Source organism: Roseibium sp. FZY0029, from assembly GCF_036350355.1.
In the GTDB taxonomy this organism is placed as follows: Bacteria; Pseudomonadota; Alphaproteobacteria; order Rhizobiales; family Stappiaceae; genus Roseibium.
The window spans coordinates 254915-270865 of the sequence record NZ_JAZDVZ010000009.1; the positions used below are offsets into that span (position 1 = coordinate 254915).

At 58.9% G+C, this 15951-nt stretch carries 16 protein-coding genes; 8 read left to right on the top strand and 8 right to left on the bottom strand.

The window, feature by feature from the left end; translation table 11 throughout:
* The first annotated feature begins 26 nt into the window (after positions 1-26).
* Entirely contained in the window at positions 27-1370 is a 1344-nt protein-coding gene (locus tag V1T76_RS23965) for a polysaccharide pyruvyl transferase family protein (RefSeq protein WP_330563203.1), read from the top strand.
* A gap of 15 nt (positions 1371-1385) precedes the next feature.
* Entirely contained in the window at positions 1386-2195 is an 810-nt protein-coding gene (locus V1T76_RS23970; RefSeq protein WP_330563204.1) for a glycoside hydrolase family 16 protein, read from the top strand.
* Positions 2196-2270: 75 nt separating this feature from the next.
* On the opposite strand, the gene galE is transcribed toward V1T76_RS23970, so the two are convergent.
* Entirely contained in the window at positions 2271-3299 is a 1029-nt protein-coding gene (galE, locus tag V1T76_RS23975) for a UDP-glucose 4-epimerase GalE (protein WP_330563205.1), read from the bottom strand.
* 345 nt (positions 3300-3644) lie between these two features.
* On the opposite strand from galE, the gene V1T76_RS23980 reads away from it, so the two are divergent.
* On the top strand, positions 3645-4112 hold the full coding sequence (locus V1T76_RS23980) for an ABZJ_00895 family protein (RefSeq protein WP_330563206.1): 468 nt from the start codon (positions 3645-3647) through the stop codon (positions 4110-4112).
* Positions 4113-4207: 95 nt separating this feature from the next.
* Here V1T76_RS23980 and V1T76_RS23985 read toward each other — a convergent pair whose 3' ends face one another.
* The 6 genes from V1T76_RS23985 to V1T76_RS24010 form a co-directional block, all read right to left on the bottom strand.
* A complete protein-coding gene (locus V1T76_RS23985) occupies positions 4208-4441 on the bottom strand; it encodes a hypothetical protein (RefSeq protein ID WP_330563207.1) in 234 nt (77 codons plus the stop codon).
* A 307-nt stretch (positions 4442-4748) separates the two neighbouring features.
* Positions 4749-6176, bottom strand: coding sequence for a dihydropyrimidinase (hydA, locus tag V1T76_RS23990; protein WP_330563208.1), 1428 nt, complete (start codon positions 6174-6176; stop codon positions 4749-4751).
* Positions 6173-7456: a cysteine desulfurase-like protein gene (locus V1T76_RS23995; RefSeq protein WP_330563209.1), complete on the bottom strand. Its 1284-nt coding sequence runs from the start codon at positions 7454-7456 to the stop codon at positions 6173-6175. Before V1T76_RS23995 ends, hydA (V1T76_RS23990) begins: the two co-directional genes overlap by 4 nt.
* A gap of 27 nt (positions 7457-7483) precedes the next feature.
* Positions 7484-8221, bottom strand: a complete 738-nt coding sequence (locus V1T76_RS24000) for an amino acid ABC transporter ATP-binding protein (protein ID WP_330563236.1) — start codon at positions 8219-8221, stop codon at positions 7484-7486.
* On the bottom strand, positions 8221-8892 hold the full coding sequence (locus tag V1T76_RS24005; RefSeq protein WP_330563210.1) for an amino acid ABC transporter permease: 672 nt from the start codon (positions 8890-8892) through the stop codon (positions 8221-8223). The genes V1T76_RS24000 and V1T76_RS24005 overlap by 1 nt, the downstream gene beginning before the upstream one ends.
* Positions 8893-8966: 74 nt before the next feature.
* Positions 8967-9761 carry an ABC transporter substrate-binding protein gene (locus V1T76_RS24010; protein ID WP_330563211.1) on the bottom strand — a complete coding sequence of 265 codons (795 nt, stop codon included), beginning with the start codon at positions 9759-9761 and terminating at the stop codon, positions 8967-8969.
* Between the two features lie 173 nt (positions 9762-9934).
* On the opposite strand from V1T76_RS24010, the gene V1T76_RS24015 reads away from it, so the two are divergent.
* On the top strand, positions 9935-10621 hold the full coding sequence (locus tag V1T76_RS24015; RefSeq protein WP_330563212.1) for a FadR/GntR family transcriptional regulator: 687 nt from the start codon (positions 9935-9937) through the stop codon (positions 10619-10621).
* A 42-nt stretch (positions 10622-10663) separates the two neighbouring features.
* On the opposite strand, the gene hydA (V1T76_RS24020) is transcribed toward V1T76_RS24015, so the two are convergent.
* On the bottom strand, positions 10664-12046 hold the full coding sequence (gene hydA / locus V1T76_RS24020) for a dihydropyrimidinase (protein ID WP_330563213.1): 1383 nt from the start codon (positions 12044-12046) through the stop codon (positions 10664-10666).
* A gap of 90 nt (positions 12047-12136) precedes the next feature.
* Here hydA (V1T76_RS24020) and V1T76_RS24025 point away from each other — a divergent pair, with 90 nt between their 5' ends.
* The 4 genes from V1T76_RS24025 (at position 12137) to V1T76_RS24040 (ending at position 15950) form a co-directional block, all read left to right on the top strand.
* Positions 12137-12793 (top strand): GntR family transcriptional regulator, encoded by a 657-nt coding sequence (locus tag V1T76_RS24025; RefSeq protein WP_330563214.1) that lies wholly within the window; start codon positions 12137-12139, stop codon positions 12791-12793.
* 114 nt (positions 12794-12907) lie between these two features.
* Positions 12908-13309: a VOC family protein gene (locus V1T76_RS24030; protein ID WP_330563215.1), complete on the top strand. Its 402-nt coding sequence runs from the start codon at positions 12908-12910 to the stop codon at positions 13307-13309.
* 56 nt (positions 13310-13365) lie between these two features.
* Entirely contained in the window at positions 13366-14919 is a 1554-nt protein-coding gene (locus V1T76_RS24035; protein WP_330563216.1) for an ABC transporter substrate-binding protein, read from the top strand.
* Positions 14920-14984: 65 nt separating this feature from the next.
* On the top strand, positions 14985-15950 hold the full coding sequence (locus tag V1T76_RS24040; protein WP_330563217.1) for an ABC transporter permease: 966 nt from the start codon (positions 14985-14987) through the stop codon (positions 15948-15950).
* The last annotated feature ends 1 nt before the right edge of the window (position 15951 follow it).

Here is a 15951-nt window from a genome sequence, read left to right on the forward strand (position 1 = left end):
CCACATTTTTGAAAGGTGCAGTTCACATGAAGAAGCTCTTCGTTCTCAACGGCGGCGCTGCCGTCAAGCCGGGCAACAAGTCGGCATTCCTGAAAATCGACGATCCCCTGTCGACCTTTGCGCGTGGCGGGATCAACACGGGCGACGTTCTCGTCTATGATGCCATGCTGAAGGCGCTGGCCTACGACCAGATCACCAACGTACAGTTCGCCCATGCGGCCGACGAGAAACTGTGGCCGACCGGCGATTACGACGCCACCGTTATCCGCGGGTCCAACTACCTCACCGAAACGGTTGATATCGGCAATGTCATTCCACTCCTGAAGAAGCTCAAGGGACCGATCGTCCCGGTGGGGGTTGGCGCCCAGGCGGCCAAATACAAGAAGCTGGAACTGCCCAAGGGCAGCATCGAGGCATGGAAGATCATTGCCGACAAATGTGAGACAATCGGCGTGCGCGGTGTCTACAGCGCCGAGGTCTTCAACGACATCGGCATCAAGAACATCCGGATCATCGGCTGCCCCAGCTTTTATCGCAATCTCAGACCCTCCATCGAGATCAAGCCGCTGGATCCGGCCAATGCGCGTGTGGGTCTGACGCTTAACAAGTATCTGTCCGCCGACTATGCGTCCAACGCGACCAAGACGAACCGCATGCAGCGTGCGCTTATCGAAGCCGTCGCCAAGCGTCCGGCCAACCGTCTCTATTCGCAGGGTGAGCGGGAGGAAACGCTGGCGATTTTCGAGACCGGCGAGGCCAAGCAGAAGCACATCCGCTCGATCCTCGGGAAATACAATCTGGAGGGCGACAAGGATGTCGAGGCGCTGATGAGCGAGCGGATGCAGGCATTCTTCGACGTCGACGAATGGGCGGCAGATGCACGGGACAATGTTGACGTTCTGGTCGGCTTCCGCCTGCACGGCAACGTCATCGGCCTGCACCAGGGCATCCCGGCCGTGTTCTTCACCTACGATTCCCGCATTCGCGAATTGTCGACGTTGTTCGCAATCCCGTCCGTCGAGATCGAAGACTATATGCCGATCAACCTGGAAAAGATTTTCGAGAGTGCCGACTTCTCCAAGGTTCAGCATGTCTACCGTCTGAACTACGCAGAATATCATCGCTTCCTGACCGAGAACGGCCTCAACCATGTGCTGGCAAAACCGGTGGCCTCGCCGCCCGAGCAGCCGCTGGTCAAGCCGAACCTCGTTAAGATCGACCAGTCGACCGAGGAAGTGACTGACTGGTTCCGGGGCGAGGTCGATTTCATGACCGGTGAGATCGAAACCCTGCGCAGCCGTGCGTGGAACCTGGAGCTGAAGCTGCGTGAGAAAACGTCGCCGGAGGCCGGTACGAAACTGGCGAGCTGACCGGTTCGCGTGATCATGCAGCGACATAATCCTGTTCTGAGCCGCCGCCGGTTTCTGACCGGTGCGGCGGCGGGCGGACTTGCAGGGGCGGCGATTGTTGCGTCGCCCCGGCGCTTGTTGGCGCTGACCTCGAACGACCTGCCTGCCCCCCTGCAGCGTATGGAAGGGGACTGGCGGTTAACCTTCCAGGACGACTTCAACGACCTCAAGCGGTTTCAGCAGACCTGGGAGCGTATGCGGATCGGTGGAGACGGTCATCCGACCATGCGCTACCCGAAAAACGTGGTGATGCAGGACGGAGAACTCGACCTCAGGCTCGGCCATCAGGCCGACCCGAAACGGCCCTTCACAGGCGGCTACGTTCGGACCCGAAGCTTCCGTCAGACCTATGGTTATTTCGAGTGCGAGATGCGCATTGCGCGCGAGGCCGGTGTCAACAACGCCTTCTGGCTGATATCCGACCGCGCGACGGAGGGGGATACCCATTTCGAGCTAGATGTGGCCGAGGTCAAATATCCGAACATCGTACAGGTATCAGCCCGCCGGTGGCGCCCGGAAAAGAAGGTGCTGGCTGCCAGCTACCGGGCCCATATTCGGCTGGACGATACGTTTCACCGCTATGGGATGCTCTGGACCCGGCAGGGATTTCGTTTCTATGTCGATGACATGGAGGTATTCGACGCCCCTAACGATTTTGCCCACACGCCGGCGCTACTGCTTCTCAGCAATGCGGTGGCGCCCTTTGCCGGCAAGAATGACGGTGATGTTGCCGGAGCTGCGACCAGCATACGCACCGTGAGGGTGTTCCAGAACACCTCTACCTAAGACCCGTCGATCTTGGCAGTTGCAATGAGCCGGCAAGATCATTTGCCGGCTCAAAAACCTACAGGATTACCCCGGTCAGGCGACGGTTTCGTAGCCGCGTGGGTTCTTGCAGACCCAGTTCCAGGTGTCGCGGCACATGTCCTCAAGACCGCGCTCTGCTTTCCAGTTCAGCAGCTTTTCAGCAAATTCCGTATTTGCGTAACACTGTGCCACATCGCCTTCGCGCCGAGGTGCGATGGAGTAGCGGATCTCCCTGTTGGAGGCCCGCTCGAACGCCTTGACCATCTCCAGAACACTATACCCGTTACCGGTGCCAAGGTTGACCGCAAAGCAATTCGAAGGGGCGGCGCCTGACCCGAGCACTTCATGCGCCCTCAGATGGCCTTCGACCAGATCGATCACGTGGATATAGTCGCGAATGCCTGTTCCGTCCGGCGTGTCATAATCGTTGCCGAAGACGGAAAGCTCTTCCCGGCGACCGTCGGCAACCTGGGTGATGAAGGGCATGAGATTGTTCGGGATGCCTTGCGGATCTTCGCCCACCAGCCCGCTTTCATGCGCTCCGACCGGGTTGAAATAGCGCAGGATGCCGAAGCGCCAGGAGGGATCGCTGGCGGCAACGTCGCGCAGCATTTCCTCGATCATCAGCTTGGTGCGGCCGTAAGGGTTGACGGCGCTTGTCGGGTGATCCTCGGTCAGAGGCAGGAATTGCGGGTCGCCGTAGACGGTCGCCGAGGACGAGAAGATCATCTGCTTCACGCCGCAATTGGCCATGGCCGACAGCAGGCGGTGGGTGCCCACGACGTTGTTGTCGTAATAGGCGAGGGGAATTTTTGTGGATTCGCCGACCGCCTTCAGGCCGGCAAAATGCACGACAGCCGTGCAGCGGTACTGCTTGAGGATTTCCTCCATCCGCGACTGGTCCCGGATATCGGCTGTTTCCAGAGACACCTTCGCGCCGGTGATGGCCGCTACCCGCTCGAGACTGACCTGGCTCGCGTTGGACAAATTGTCCACCACGACGATGTCATGCCCGGCCTGAAGAAAGGCCACGCAGCAATGCGAGCCAATATAACCGGCGCCGCCGGTAATGAGTACAGTCATCCAAACCTCTTTCGGGTTCGACGGTGAAAACGAAAAGGAAATACAGCCCTGAATATCAGATGATTATTGTTCTTTGATTTCATTCAGTCATCAGTATTTGTTGGGCTGAAATAAGGCCTCAAGATCGAGGCAAAATGAACATATTTTAGGGGCGTTTTGAAGTGTTTGTTCGTGGCGTTGTCATCAATGCAAGCGACCTTTGAAATTGCAACTTAAGATTTAGCTTTTATAAGCGTGCCGGTTGTCGCAGGACGTCCCGTGCGAGCTTGCTGTGCCCCGACCGGTCGGGGCCGGTACGCTTGCCTATGTGCCTGCCAGAAAGTTTTGTGTCTCTTGGGGGCTGTTGTGCAGAGAAAAGTTGGATTGGTCAGATTTGGGCTCGTATTCACCGGATTGTTGATCGCATTGGCGATCGTAACTGCTCTTCTGGGGGCTCTGACCGGTTTTTCCGTGAATGGTACGGTGAACCAGATTGCTGCCGTCATGGGAGCTGCGACGGACGCGGGGCGACAGTTCTACAAGAGATATGAAGCCATCCCGGACAGCGGTTTCGCCTGGCGGGCGTCCTTTCAGATGACGGTCGTGGAAACCGTTATTTCCGTATTCATTGGCGGGGTGATCCTCTGGAGCCTGTTTGCACAAAGCGGGTCCGGCCTACAGGTCTCCTCGCTGATGATGCTCATCGTGCCGTTGTTTATCTTCATGTTCGCGGTCTCCTGGGTTGCCAAGCGCTACGTGTTCAGGAGCAGCGCACGGCACGCCGAGAAGGCTCACCTCAAGAAACTGGAAAAGAACATCACCGTTTTCGAGTAAGCCCGGAGAGTGGCTGGAGGCTGGTCGTAAGCGCCACACGACGCTGTCGCCATCGGAACAGGTATTGGCAGACGGGGAGGCAGGGCAGCTTCGGGTTACGAAGCTGCGAATGTGACCTTCACGCCGCGCTGGCGAAAATAGGCCTGCATGAGCTTGCGTCCCGACCGGTTGTTCTGGACGAGCTTCGTCGGGTCGAAGACGGCTTCCTTCTGGCCTTCGCGTTTCAACGCTTCCTTGAGCGCTGCGATATGCAGGTCGATATCCTGGTTGTCGGCCTGAAGGGATTCATAAACGCGGTTCGTTGCGTCGGCTACGGTCAGTTCGCTCAATTGTGCATTCCTGATGTTGTTTTGCAGGCGCTTACCACACTTTAACACCTGATCCAAAGAGAGTTCATCAAACCGGATTTGATGGGCTACGCCTGATTCCAGGGAACGAGGGAGCACCTTGATGCCGGCTGGTCGTTGCCATGGCCTTGCCTGTTGTAGCGCCCGCACGCGCAAACCGACGGTCAGGACGCAAAAATCCTGAGCCAGCTTTCAAATGGTGTCAATCCGTGCCCCGCTGATGGGACGGTGTCTCAGCGTTCTTGAGGTCCGGTTTTCTGAAACCCGGTTTCGGAGAAACGGGAGAGGGCTATTTGCCAGCGCCGCCGGTGACCAGATTGCTTCGTTTGCGATGAAGATACTGGCCCCGGCCTTTTTCGAGCACCAGTGCGCCGTCATCCATGGCCAGTTTGCCCCGCAGAAGCACCTTTACCGGCCACCCCGTCACTTCCATGCCTTCGTAAGGCGTGTAGTCGGCTCCGTGGCCGAGATCATCGTTGGTGATTGTCTTGTTCAGCTCCGGATCCCACAAGGTCAGGTCGGCGTCCGATCCCACCGCAATGGTGCCTTTTTGCGGGTAAAGGCCATAGAGCTTGGCGTGGTTGGTGGAGGTCAGGGCAACGAAGCGGTTGAGGTCGATCCGCCCGGTCGTCACGCCTTCAGAGAACAGGATCGGCAATCTGGTCGCAACGCCCGGAATGCCGTTCGGGATCCATCTGAACGACTGTTTTCCCTTCTCGGTCTTCTTGCCGCTGGGGTCGTCAAACCGGAACGGGCAGTGATCGGAGGAATAGAGGTCGAACACGCCAGTTTCCAGGCCGGACCAGCAGGCGTCCTGGCTTTCTCTGTCGCGCGGGGGCGGCGAGCAGACGAACTTCGCGCCCTCGAAATCTTCCAGGTCCAGATCGTCGGCGGTCAGAACCAGATATTGCGGACAGGTTTCCCCTGCAATCTTCTGGCCCCGAAGCCTTGCGCGCGAGATTTCCTCCATGGCTTCGCGGTTCGACACATGGACGATCACGATGGGCGTGTCGACAATTTCGGCAAGTGACAGCGCCCGGTGCGTTGCCTCTCGTTCTGCCGCGATCGGCCGGGATGTTGCATGGTGATAGGGGGCGGTATCGCCGTCTGCCTCGCGGCGCCCGATCAGGTAGCGGATGGCATCTTCGTTCTCGCAGTGAACCAGCACGATCTGCCTGGCGCGTTTGGCCGCGTCCAGCGTGGCCAATATCTCGTCATCGCGCAGGCGCAGGCCCTCATAGGTCATGAACACCTTGATCGAGGTATAGCCTTCCTCGGCCAGTGCCGGCATTTCCTGACCGAGGACATGCGGCGTCGGGTCGGAGACGATCAGATGAAAACTGACATCGGTGTAGCAGTTGCCCTCGGAGAGAGCGTGATAGCCTTCCAGTGCCTGACGCAAGCTGTCACCCTTCTGCTGAAGACAGAAGGGCATCACTGTCGTGTTGCCGCCCAGAAGCGCGGACCTCGTGCCGCTTTCGAAGTCATCCGCCATCACGATACCGTCGCCTGATGGCTGCGCGATGTGGACGTGACTGTCGATACCGCCCGGCATCACCAGCAGGCCGCTTGCATCGATGACCGTATCGGCCTCAGGAAGATCGCGGCCGATTGCAGCGATCTTGCCGTCCCTGATGCCGATGTCGGCCTGATAGACGTCGGCAGCGGTGACGATGGTTCCGCCACGCACCAGAGTGTCGAAGGAATATCCCGTCATGCCGATGCTTTCACAGGTTCTGTCCCGGAGGCGCTGTGTCCGAGGGTTTCGTCCAGGGCGGCGGTCAGGCGATCGACTTCCTCAAGCGTATTGTAGTGAACCATGGACAGGCGCACGACGCCGCCGGCATCCGCAAGGCCGAGACGTTCGACCAGGCGGCGGGAATGGAAGTCACCATGGCGGATCGCTACATGATATCCGTCGATCTTGCGGCACACAGCTTCCGGTGACCAGCCCTCGACAGTGAAGGATATGGTCGAAATGCGATTTCCGTTTCCAACCGTATTGCGGCCGATGATGGTGATGTCCGGATGCCGGTTTGCCCAGTCGAGAAACCGGCTGGTCAGGGCGGTTTCTTGCGCGGCCATGGCCGAATAGGCCGCCTCGATCAGGGCACGCGGGCTTGAAGAGGCCGGGGCTCCGCTTCTCTTGCCTAGGTCCTGAAGGTAGGCGGTGATGGCGGTCAGAGAATAGGCCAGTTCATAATTGGGATTGCCGGCTTCCAGCTTTCCCGGAACTTTGTCCTTGCCGTAGAAATAGTGATAGAGCGTGTCCAGCTCCAGCAGATGGTCGTATTTGCCGTACATCATCGCGATGTGGGGGCCGAAGGTCTTGTAGAGGCTGAAGACGTAGTAATCGACGTCGAGTTCCTGCACATCGATGGCGCGGTGGGGGGCATAGGCGACCGCATCGACGCACAACCGGGCACCCCTCTGGTGCACATAGTCGGCAATCTCGCGGATCGGATTGACTTCCCCCAGAATGTTGGAGACGTGGTGGATCGCAACGAGCCGTGTGCGTTCGTTCATCAAACGGCCGAGATCTTCGAGATGCAAGGTCAGACTGTCGGCGTCGAGTTTCCAGAAGATCACCTTGATGCCGAATTCCTCGAGCCGCAGCCACGGACCGATGTTGGATTCATGATCCGCGTCGGTCACGATCACTTCGTCCCCCGGTGCCAACTGGCGGCGCATGGCCTCGACCAGGTTCTGCATCAGGACGGTTGTGGAATGGCCGAAGACGATTTCTTCCGGGCGGGATGCATTGACCAGAAGCTGACCGGCCTTCCGCGCTTCCAGAAGTGCTGCCGCGGCGGCCTGCGAGACTTCGTAGCTGCCACCGATCTGGACGTTTTTCTTCAACAGAAACTCGTTGATCCGCTCAACGGCCTGATTGAGGATCTGCGACCCGCCGGCGTTGTCGAAGAAGACCCAGTCCGATTTCAGTCCCGGAAACTGGTCCCGTACCCAGGCGATGTCCAGTTGTTCTTTGTTTGGCATGTTTGGCTCCAGCAAAGGCTGATTATTTTAGTGGTTGAGAACCGCGCTCAGAAAATTGCGGGTTCTTTCTTCTTTGGGGGTGTCGAATATCTGGGCGGGCGTTCCGGTTTCCACGATCCGGCCGCCATCCATGAAGATCACCCTGTCCGCCACCTGACGGGCAAAGCCCATTTCATGGGTCACCACGACCATGGTCACACCGGTTCCGGCAAGCTGGCGCATGACGTCGAGAACTTCGCCCACCATTTCCGGATCAAGTGCCGAGGTCGGCTCATCGAACAGGAGCACCCTGGGTTCCATTGCCAGCGCACGGGCAATGGCGACGCGCTGCTGCTGGCCGCCGGACAGGTGGCCGGGGTATTTGTCCGCCTGTTCGGCAATGCCGACCCGGCCAAGGAGCTCCCGGGCCTTTGCGGCCGCTTCCGCTGCCGGCGTCTTGCGCACGCGCATGGGTGCCAGCATCACGTTCTTCAGAACGCTCATATGCGGGAACAGATTGAACGACTGGAACACCATGCCGACTTCGGCGCGCACCTGGCCAAGGGTGGGGCCCGGTTGCACCGGAATGCCGTCGACACGGATACTGCCCTGGTCGCAATAGGTCTCCAGAAGGTTGATACAGCGGATCAGGGTGGATTTGCCGGACCCGGACGGGCCAATGACACAGACGACCTCGCCTTCGCCGATGGTCAGGTCTATGTCGCTGAGCGCGGCAAAGGCACCATAATGTTTCGTGACGTTTTCGATCTCGATGATGTTTCGCATCATGCGCCCCTTCTTCCCAGCCGGTTTTCAAAGCGCGACACCAGGGCAACCAGAGGCCACAGGAAGGCGAGATAGATGATGGCAGCGCCAATCAGCGGCGTCGGGTTGGCGGCAAGAGCCTGGGCCTGCGTTGCCTGTTTGAGGAGGTCCGGCATGGCAACGACGGAGGCCAGTGCAGTGTCCTTCATCACGTTGATGCAGTTGTTTGTCAGTGGCGGTATGACGATCTTGATCGCTTGCGGCAGCACGACGTCGATCATCATGTCCTTGTAGGACAGCCCCAGAGCGCGGGACGCTTCGAACTGTCCGGAGGGAATTGCCTGAATGCCGGCACGAAAGATCTCGGCGGTGTAGGCGCCGGACACGAGGGTCAGGGAGACGGCAGCGGACAGGAAAGGTGATAGCCTGATGCCAACGAAGGGCAGAGCGTAGTAGACGACGATGAGCAAGACGAGCAGCGGGATCGACCGGAAGATGTCGATATAGACGGCGACAGGCAGCCGCAACCAGGCTGGCGCGTACATGCGCAAGAGCGAAAGGCAAAGCCCGAGGACGAGACCGGCAATGATGCTGGTAACACCGATTTGCAGGGTTACCACAAGGCCGCTCATCAGGAGCGGAAACGTTCGGATGAAAACCGGAACGTTGAAGAACGTTTCGAAAAGATCCATGAAATGTCCGGAAGAATGTCAGGAACCAAAGACGGGCGCGGGCCAGCCAGAAGGCGGCCCGCGCAGGCTTTGCTTTAGAGCTTGGGCATGTCGAGGATGGTCACAGTCGAAGTGGTTTCTTCCGGACGTGCGCCGAACCACTTTTCATGCAGGTCGGCAATCACGCCTTCCTTCTTCAGTTCCGACAGGACATCGTTCACCTGGCTCGCCAGTTCCGCATCTTTCGCGAACATCATGGAGTATTGTTCACCGGTGGTGATGCGTTCGACGACCTCGAGGTTCGGCTTGTCCTTGGTGTAGTAGAGCAGCGCGGGAATGTCGCTGATGTAGCCCTGGATGCGGCCGGCGGCCAGGTCCAGCATGGCCGGAGCCAGGCCTTCGTAGCGGCGGATTTCACCAAAGCCGTATTTCTCGAGATTTTCGGTTGCCCAGATGTCGCCGGTGGATCCGGTGTCGACGCCGATCATCTTGCCCTTCATGTCGGCAACGGATTTCAAACCGCTGTCGGCCGCGACGGTCAGAGACTGGTCACTGTCATAGTAAGGCTGGGCGAAGGTGACCGACTCCAGGCGCTTCTTGGTGATGGTGATCGAGGACACCGCAATGTCGATCCGGCCCGACTGAACGGCCGAAAAAAGCCCGTTGAACGGAATGTTTTCAAACTCGATCGATTTGCCGAGCCGGTTTGCGACTTCGGTTGCCAGATCGATTTCAAAGCCGACGATCTTGCCGGATTCGTCCTGAAACTCCCATGGAACATTGCCGATGTTGGCCCCGACCGTCAGGTCCGCGGCCATGGCGGTGGTGAGGGAGGAAAGCGTCAGCAACCCAACGGTTGCTGCCGTTTTGATGAAGGAGTGAAGAGACATTTTATTCCCCTGGATGATTATTTTTGGTCTAACTGGTATGACTGGTCTGACCAGTTAGACCAGTAAACAGATCGTTGATATGGGATGCAAGCGTTAAAATGATGCTGATCGCGCGTCAGCGGGCTAAAAGAAGGCGGAGCGGCACACCAGCTGTCCGAAAAATGAAAGAAACGATGATTACACGTACGCCGGTTCCGCAGAGCATTGCCCGCAAGCTGCAGGAAATGATTCTGAGCGGAGCGCTCAAGAGCGGGGAAAAGATCCCCTCGCAAAGGGAAATGTCGGAAGAGTTCGGCGTCAGCCGGGCGTCATTGCGCGAAGCCTTGCTGACCCTGGAAACCATCGGTCTGATCAAGACCGAAGCGGGCAGGGGAACGTTCGTCGTCGGCTCCGGGTCGGGCAAGACCATGTCGGACTGGAAGTTCGCCGAGGAACATTCCCTTCTCGAAGTGTTCGAGACAAGGCTTGTCCTGGAAGGGGAAACAGCAGCGCATGCGGCAGGCAGGCTGTCTGAGGATGATCTCGAACGTCTGTCCCAATTGACCGACCTCATGGAGCAGGCGTGGTCCAACCGGGATTTCCTCAGCAACGTGGATGCCGACCTGGAGTTTCACGATCTGATTGCCCGGCGCTGCAAGAACCGGATGATCGGCGGGCTTTATGATCAGGTCCGGAAACTTCTGACGGAAACCCAGCGCCAGCCGATCCCGATCACGGATCCGCAGCGCATGCGCGCTTCCCTGGCAGAGCACCGGGCCATCATCGCAGAGCTGCGCAAGGGGGACGCCGGAGGCGCCCGGTCCGCAATGCGCAGTCATGTTGCCAACACCGCGCTGTGCGCCGGGTTCGAGATCGGCTGACGAGCCTCTCTGCCTTGCCGGGAGGCTCGTGCGGGATTTCTCTCAGGCCGGTGAGGTCATGTTGAGCCAACGGCCGCTGCCCGGCTGTGCCTCAAGCCGTCCGTCCCGAACGACGATTTCCCCGCGGCGCAGGACCGTGTGCGGGTAGCCTTTCAATTCCTGTCCGGCAAAGGGATTGTAGCCGACATTGTCGTGAAGGGCGTCGGGAAGCGTATGATGCCGCTCCGGATCCCAGATCACGAGATCTGCATCTTTCCCGGTGATCAGATCGCCCTTGGTCGTCAGGCCGAATATGCGGGCCGGAGCAGCGGAAGTCAGCTCCACGAACTGCGCGAGGCCCTTCCGTCCGCCGGAAACCATGGCATCGAACAGCAGCGGCAACCGAAGCTCCAGACCGGGCTGCCCGTTGGCGACCTTGGGAAATGGCGCGTCGCGGCCATGGCGGAACTTGCCGCTTTCGTCCATCCGGTAGGGAGCATGGTCCGACGTGACGATTTCAAGCTCCCGGCCGAGGGCGGCCCAGAGGGCGTCCTGGTCGGCTTGTGTCCGCTGCGGCGGGCTGCAGAGGAATTTGGCCCCGTCCGCGCGATCCAGAATGTCTTCCGTCTGGAAAAGATAGTGCGTGCAGGTTTCCGCGTGAATGTTCACACCGCGCGCACGGGCATTGCGCACGATCTCGATGCCTTCGATGGTTGAGATGTGGAAGATCATCACCCTTGCGCCGGTCAGTTCGGAAAACCGGCACATGCGCTCCACGGCTTCGATTTCGGCAAGGCGCGGGTGCGACGCTGCATGGTCTTTCGGTGCTGTGCGGCCCTCGGCAAGAAGCCGGGCTGTGGCTTCGCGGATCATGGCATCGTTCTCGGCATGAACGCACACAAGCGCGCCCATTTCCTTCGCGGTGCGCAGCGTCGTCAGGATCTCCTGGTCCTGCAGGCGAACCTTGTCGTAGGTCGTGAAGATCTTGAGGGAGCGGTGGCCTTCTGAAATGGCCTGTTTCAGGTCGCCGACGTTCTCGCCGTAGGTGTCGGCGACAATCATGTGGAACGCATAGTCAGTCATGGCGCCGGCCGCTGCCAGCCTGCTGTAATCGGAGAGCACATCGCGCATGCGCATGCCCGGGTGCTGGGCGGCAAAGGACACGGTGCTGGTGGTGCCGCCATAAAGCGCGGACCGTGTCGCGGTTTCAAAGGTGTCTGCGTTCATGATGCCCGCACCGGACATTTGTTCGATATGACAGTGCGTATCGACCCCGCCGGGCAGGATAAGCTGCCCTTTTGCGTCGATTTCTTCTTTCCCTTTGGTTAGTTTGAGGCCGATTGCGGCGATCCGTCCATTCTGGATAGCAATGTCGCCTTCGGCGAGGCCTCGGGCATCGCCAAGGGTGCCATTGCGGATGACGAGATCGTAAGCGGGTGGGGTCATGCTATGCTCCTCTTTGCATTGCAGGATACTATTGGTATACCATGGATGCAAACTGGACGTGTCGCAGGCACTAGCAGGTGTAGGAAATTGATGTCTTTACAGCAGAGCGCAGAGCCGAACTTAACAGAAAACACGCTCGAGCGTCTGCGCAAGATGATCTTGAGGGGAGAGTTGGCGGCCGGAACGCACCTGCAGGAGAGGGCCTTTGCCGAACAGCTCGGAGTGTCCCGGACGCCTTTGCGGGAGGCGATCACGCGGCTGATCACGGAAGGTCTGGTTACCCGCAGCACGCGCGGAACGCCGATGGTCTCGCGCATATCCGTTTCCGAAATCGTGGAGATCCTTCATGTGCGCCGGTTGCTTGAATGCGAGGCGGCGCGGCAGGCGGCGAACGTCATTTCCCCACCTGAGGAGTGGCTGAAGTTCAAGGCAACGATCCAGAATTTCCTTGAAAATGAAAGACCTGACCGCGTTACGCACGCGGATTTCGACTTCGACCTGCATATGCATATAGCCAGGACCGCAGGGTCGAAACTGCTGATGGAATTGATCCAGGGCCTCAAGTTGAAGACCCGGATATACGACAAGGGCGAAATTCCTTCGCGCTTCGAACCGGGTGCGCGCGAGCATCTGGAAATCATCGACGCGATTCTGGCGCGCGACCCGGAAGCCGCCGAAAATGCCATGCGCCGGCATATCGACAACGCTCGCGAAGCGATCCTGGCGCATATTCACAGACTCTCCTGATCCAGTCATCGGTGAACCGCCCTTGAGATCCGCGCAAGTCACTTGCGCGGATTTTCTGTGCGTTGACAGGTGGAGTTCCGTTGGTATACCAATGGTTCCTGAAAGGATCTGAGGATGACATCTCGCTTGGAAAGACCGGCCGCGCCGGAGTTGCAGATAACGTTCCTGTATTTCCATGACGTGCCGCGCGCGCAGGAGTTTTACGAGCGAGTGCTGGGCGCTCGTCTCGCCATCGATCAGGGCTGGTCGAAGATCTATGCCCTTGCCGGTGCGGCTCATGTCGGCCTCGTTGATGAAAGCCGTGGCGCGAAACGCGCCAGTGAACACAAGCCCGTTCAGCTGTGCTTGCGCGTGCCTGATGTCGATGCCTGGCATGCCTGGGCGAGTGCGCAGAACGTCTCAAACCTGACGGCGCCGCGCGACAGTGTCCAACTGGGGATCCGGGCGTTCGTGTTCGATGATCCCGAGGGCTACCAGATTGAAATTCAGTCCGTCCTGGAAACGGCGGCTGCATAACCAGAAGGGCGGCCAACGCCTGTCATCCCACCATAATCCAGAGGGAGACATTTAACATGTCCAGAATAGCTACAGTGCTTCGTGCGCTGACGGCCTCGGTTTGCCTGTCCGCTCTTGCTACAGGTGCCGCTTTGGCCGAGAAAAGTCTTACCATCGGCCTGACGGCGGATGCCACGCATTTGGATCCACAGGCCGGCGAAGAGCTGTCCTCCAACATCATGTTCTATCATATCTATGACCCGCTGGTTCGCAGGACACCGGACCTGAGCTTCGAGCCGGGGCTTGCAGAGAGCTGGGAGCTGATTGACGACACGACGTGGCAATTCAAGCTGCGCGAGGGCGTCAAGTTTCATGATGGCGATGTGCTGAAGGCATCAGACGTCGTGTTCACGCTCAACCGGCTCAAGGAATCGCTGATGTTGAACCTTGCGGCCAACATCGAAAGCTTTCGCGCCGTTGACGACCGGACGGTCGAAATCAAGACCCCGGCGCCCTATGCCGCTCTCCCGAATGATCTTGCGGCTATCCTGATCCTGTCGGAAGACCACGTGAACAAGGTTGGCAACGACGGGCTTGAGAAGAACCCGATGGGGACGGGGCCTTACAAGCTGGTCGACTGGGTGCGTGAAGACAAGATCGAGCTGGAGGCCTTTGACGACTACTACCTGGGGGAAGCCGGGATCGAGAATGTCACCTTCCGCCCGATCACCAACCCGGCAACTCGCACTGCCGCGCTCCTGACCGGTGAGGTCGACATCGTGCAGGATCTGGCAGTTCGCGATGTGGACAGGGTCAAGAACGAAGGCGGTTTCGAGGTCGTTACCCGTCCGTCCCTGCTGAACCTCGTTCTGGCGCTCGACATGCGCGAGAAAAGTCCGACCATTGACGGTGACAACCCGATGGTTGACCGCCGGGTGCGGGAAGCCATGGCGCGTGCGATCGATGTGAGCGCCATTCAGCGGGCCATCATGGGCGGATTGTCGACACCTTCCGACCAGTATGTCCCGGCCAGCCATGTCGGATATGTCGAAGGAATGAGTTTCCGGGACATGTATCCCTATGATGTTGAAAAGGCGAAGGAACTCATGGCGGAGGCCGGTGTCGACGGCTTCAAGCTGACGCTGGATGCAACCAACAACCGCTATGTGAACGACGCGCAGATCGCGCAGGCACTGGCCGGCATGCTGGCCAAGATCGGCGTCACCGTCGAACTCAATGTGATGCCGAAGTCCAACTTCTGGGGTTACATCCGCGTGCCGACCCCCAATTCCAGCTTCATCATGTCCGGTTGGGATGTGCCGTCCGGCGATGCCGGGCCGATGTACGGCGCCCTGTTCTACAGCCGTGACAAGCGCGAAGGCTACGGACAGGTAAACCGCGGCAGCTACTCCAATGCCGAGGTGGATGCCCTTGTCGACAAGGCGGACAGCACCGCGAAAGTGGAAGAGCGGGATGCCTTCCTTCAGGACGCAACCAAGATCCTCCTGAGCGATATCCCGATGATCCCGATTCACTACGAGCAGGACATTTACGGATTGCGCGATGGCGTCAAGTTCACGCCGCGTACCGACAAGTTCCTGTGGGCCTACGACATGGACGTGGCTGAATAACCGGCAGTTGCGGGGCGTTTTTCGCGTCCCGCAACTCCTGTGGTGAACCGGGGGAGAACAGCCAGGTGCTGGGCTATATAATCAAGCGGCTCATCCAGATGACAATCGTCCTCTGGGCCGTATCCGTCATTGTCTTTCTGATGATGAGCTTTACCGGTGATCCGGTCTTCATGGTCGTTCCGATTGACGCGACCGATGCCGAAATCGCGCAGGCCAGGCGGATCCTGGGGCTCGACCAATCGCTGCCGGAACAATATCTGATTTTCGTCAAGAACATGCTGCACGGCGATTTCGGCCGCTCATACGTGTTCAGGGAGCCTGCGCTCGATCTTATCCTGGAGCGGCTGCCCGCCACGCTTGAACTCGTTCTGGTGGCAATGGCGATGTCGGCTCTGGTTGCCATACCCCTGGGCGTTTATGCCGGCGCCAATCCGAAGACCTTTTCCAGCCGCTCGATCATGTCCGGTTCGCTTCTGGGCATTTCCCTGCCGAGTTTCTGGGTCGGCATGATGCTGATCTTCCTGTTTGCCGTGAAGTGGCGGATCTTTCCGTCGTCCGGGCGCGGCGAGACCGAAGCGTTCCTGGGGGTGCAGTGGTCGATCCTGACCGCGGATGGCTGGAGCCACGTCATCCTGCCGTCCCTGACCTTGTCTCTCGCGACCATGGCAATGCTGCTTCGCATCACCCGTGCGGGCATGATGGAGGTCACCCGGCAGGACTACATGAAATTTGCCAGAGCCAAAGGCGTCTCACGGCGTGGTGTCCTTTACGGTCATGGACTGCGCAACGCGCTCATTCCGGTCGTGACCATCTTCGGGCTGCAGCTCGGCGATCTGATTGCTTTTGCAACGATCACGGAAACCATCTTCGCCTGGCCAGGTCTCGGCAAACTGCTGATCGATTCCATCTACCGCGCAGACCGACCGGTGATCGTCGTCTACCTGATGCTGGTGGCGCTGATCTTCGTGGTGATCAATCTGGTCGTCGACATCGTCTATACGCTGATCGACCCCCGCATCACGGTGAAATGAC

Coding starts and splice junctions, on each gene's coding strand:
- V1T76_RS24000 (WP_330563236.1), bottom strand. CDS start 8,221: ATGCGAAACATCATCGAGATCGAAAACGTCACGAAACATTATGGTGCC.
- V1T76_RS24010 (WP_330563211.1), bottom strand. CDS start 9,761: ATGTCTCTTCACTCCTTCATCAAAACGGCAGCAACCGTTGGGTTGCTG.
- V1T76_RS23995 (WP_330563209.1), bottom strand. CDS start 7,456: ATGCCAAACAAAGAACAACTGGACATCGCCTGGGTACGGGACCAGTTT.
- V1T76_RS24005 (WP_330563210.1), bottom strand. CDS start 8,892: ATGGATCTTTTCGAAACGTTCTTCAACGTTCCGGTTTTCATCCGAACG.
- galE (WP_330563205.1), bottom strand. CDS start 3,299: ATGACTGTACTCATTACCGGCGGCGCCGGTTATATTGGCTCGCATTGC.
- V1T76_RS23970 (WP_330563204.1), top strand. CDS start 1,386: ATGCAGCGACATAATCCTGTTCTGAGCCGCCGCCGGTTTCTGACCGGT.
- hydA (WP_330563213.1), bottom strand. CDS start 12,046: ATGACCCCACCCGCTTACGATCTCGTCATCCGCAATGGCACCCTTGGC.
- V1T76_RS24035 (WP_330563216.1), top strand. CDS start 13,366: ATGTCCAGAATAGCTACAGTGCTTCGTGCGCTGACGGCCTCGGTTTGC.
- hydA (WP_330563208.1), bottom strand. CDS start 6,176: ATGACGGGATATTCCTTCGACACTCTGGTGCGTGGCGGAACCATCGTC.
- V1T76_RS24025 (WP_330563214.1), top strand. CDS start 12,137: ATGTCTTTACAGCAGAGCGCAGAGCCGAACTTAACAGAAAACACGCTC.
- V1T76_RS23965 (WP_330563203.1), top strand. CDS start 27: ATGAAGAAGCTCTTCGTTCTCAACGGCGGCGCTGCCGTCAAGCCGGGC.
- V1T76_RS24030 (WP_330563215.1), top strand. CDS start 12,908: ATGACATCTCGCTTGGAAAGACCGGCCGCGCCGGAGTTGCAGATAACG.
- V1T76_RS24015 (WP_330563212.1), top strand. CDS start 9,935: ATGATTACACGTACGCCGGTTCCGCAGAGCATTGCCCGCAAGCTGCAG.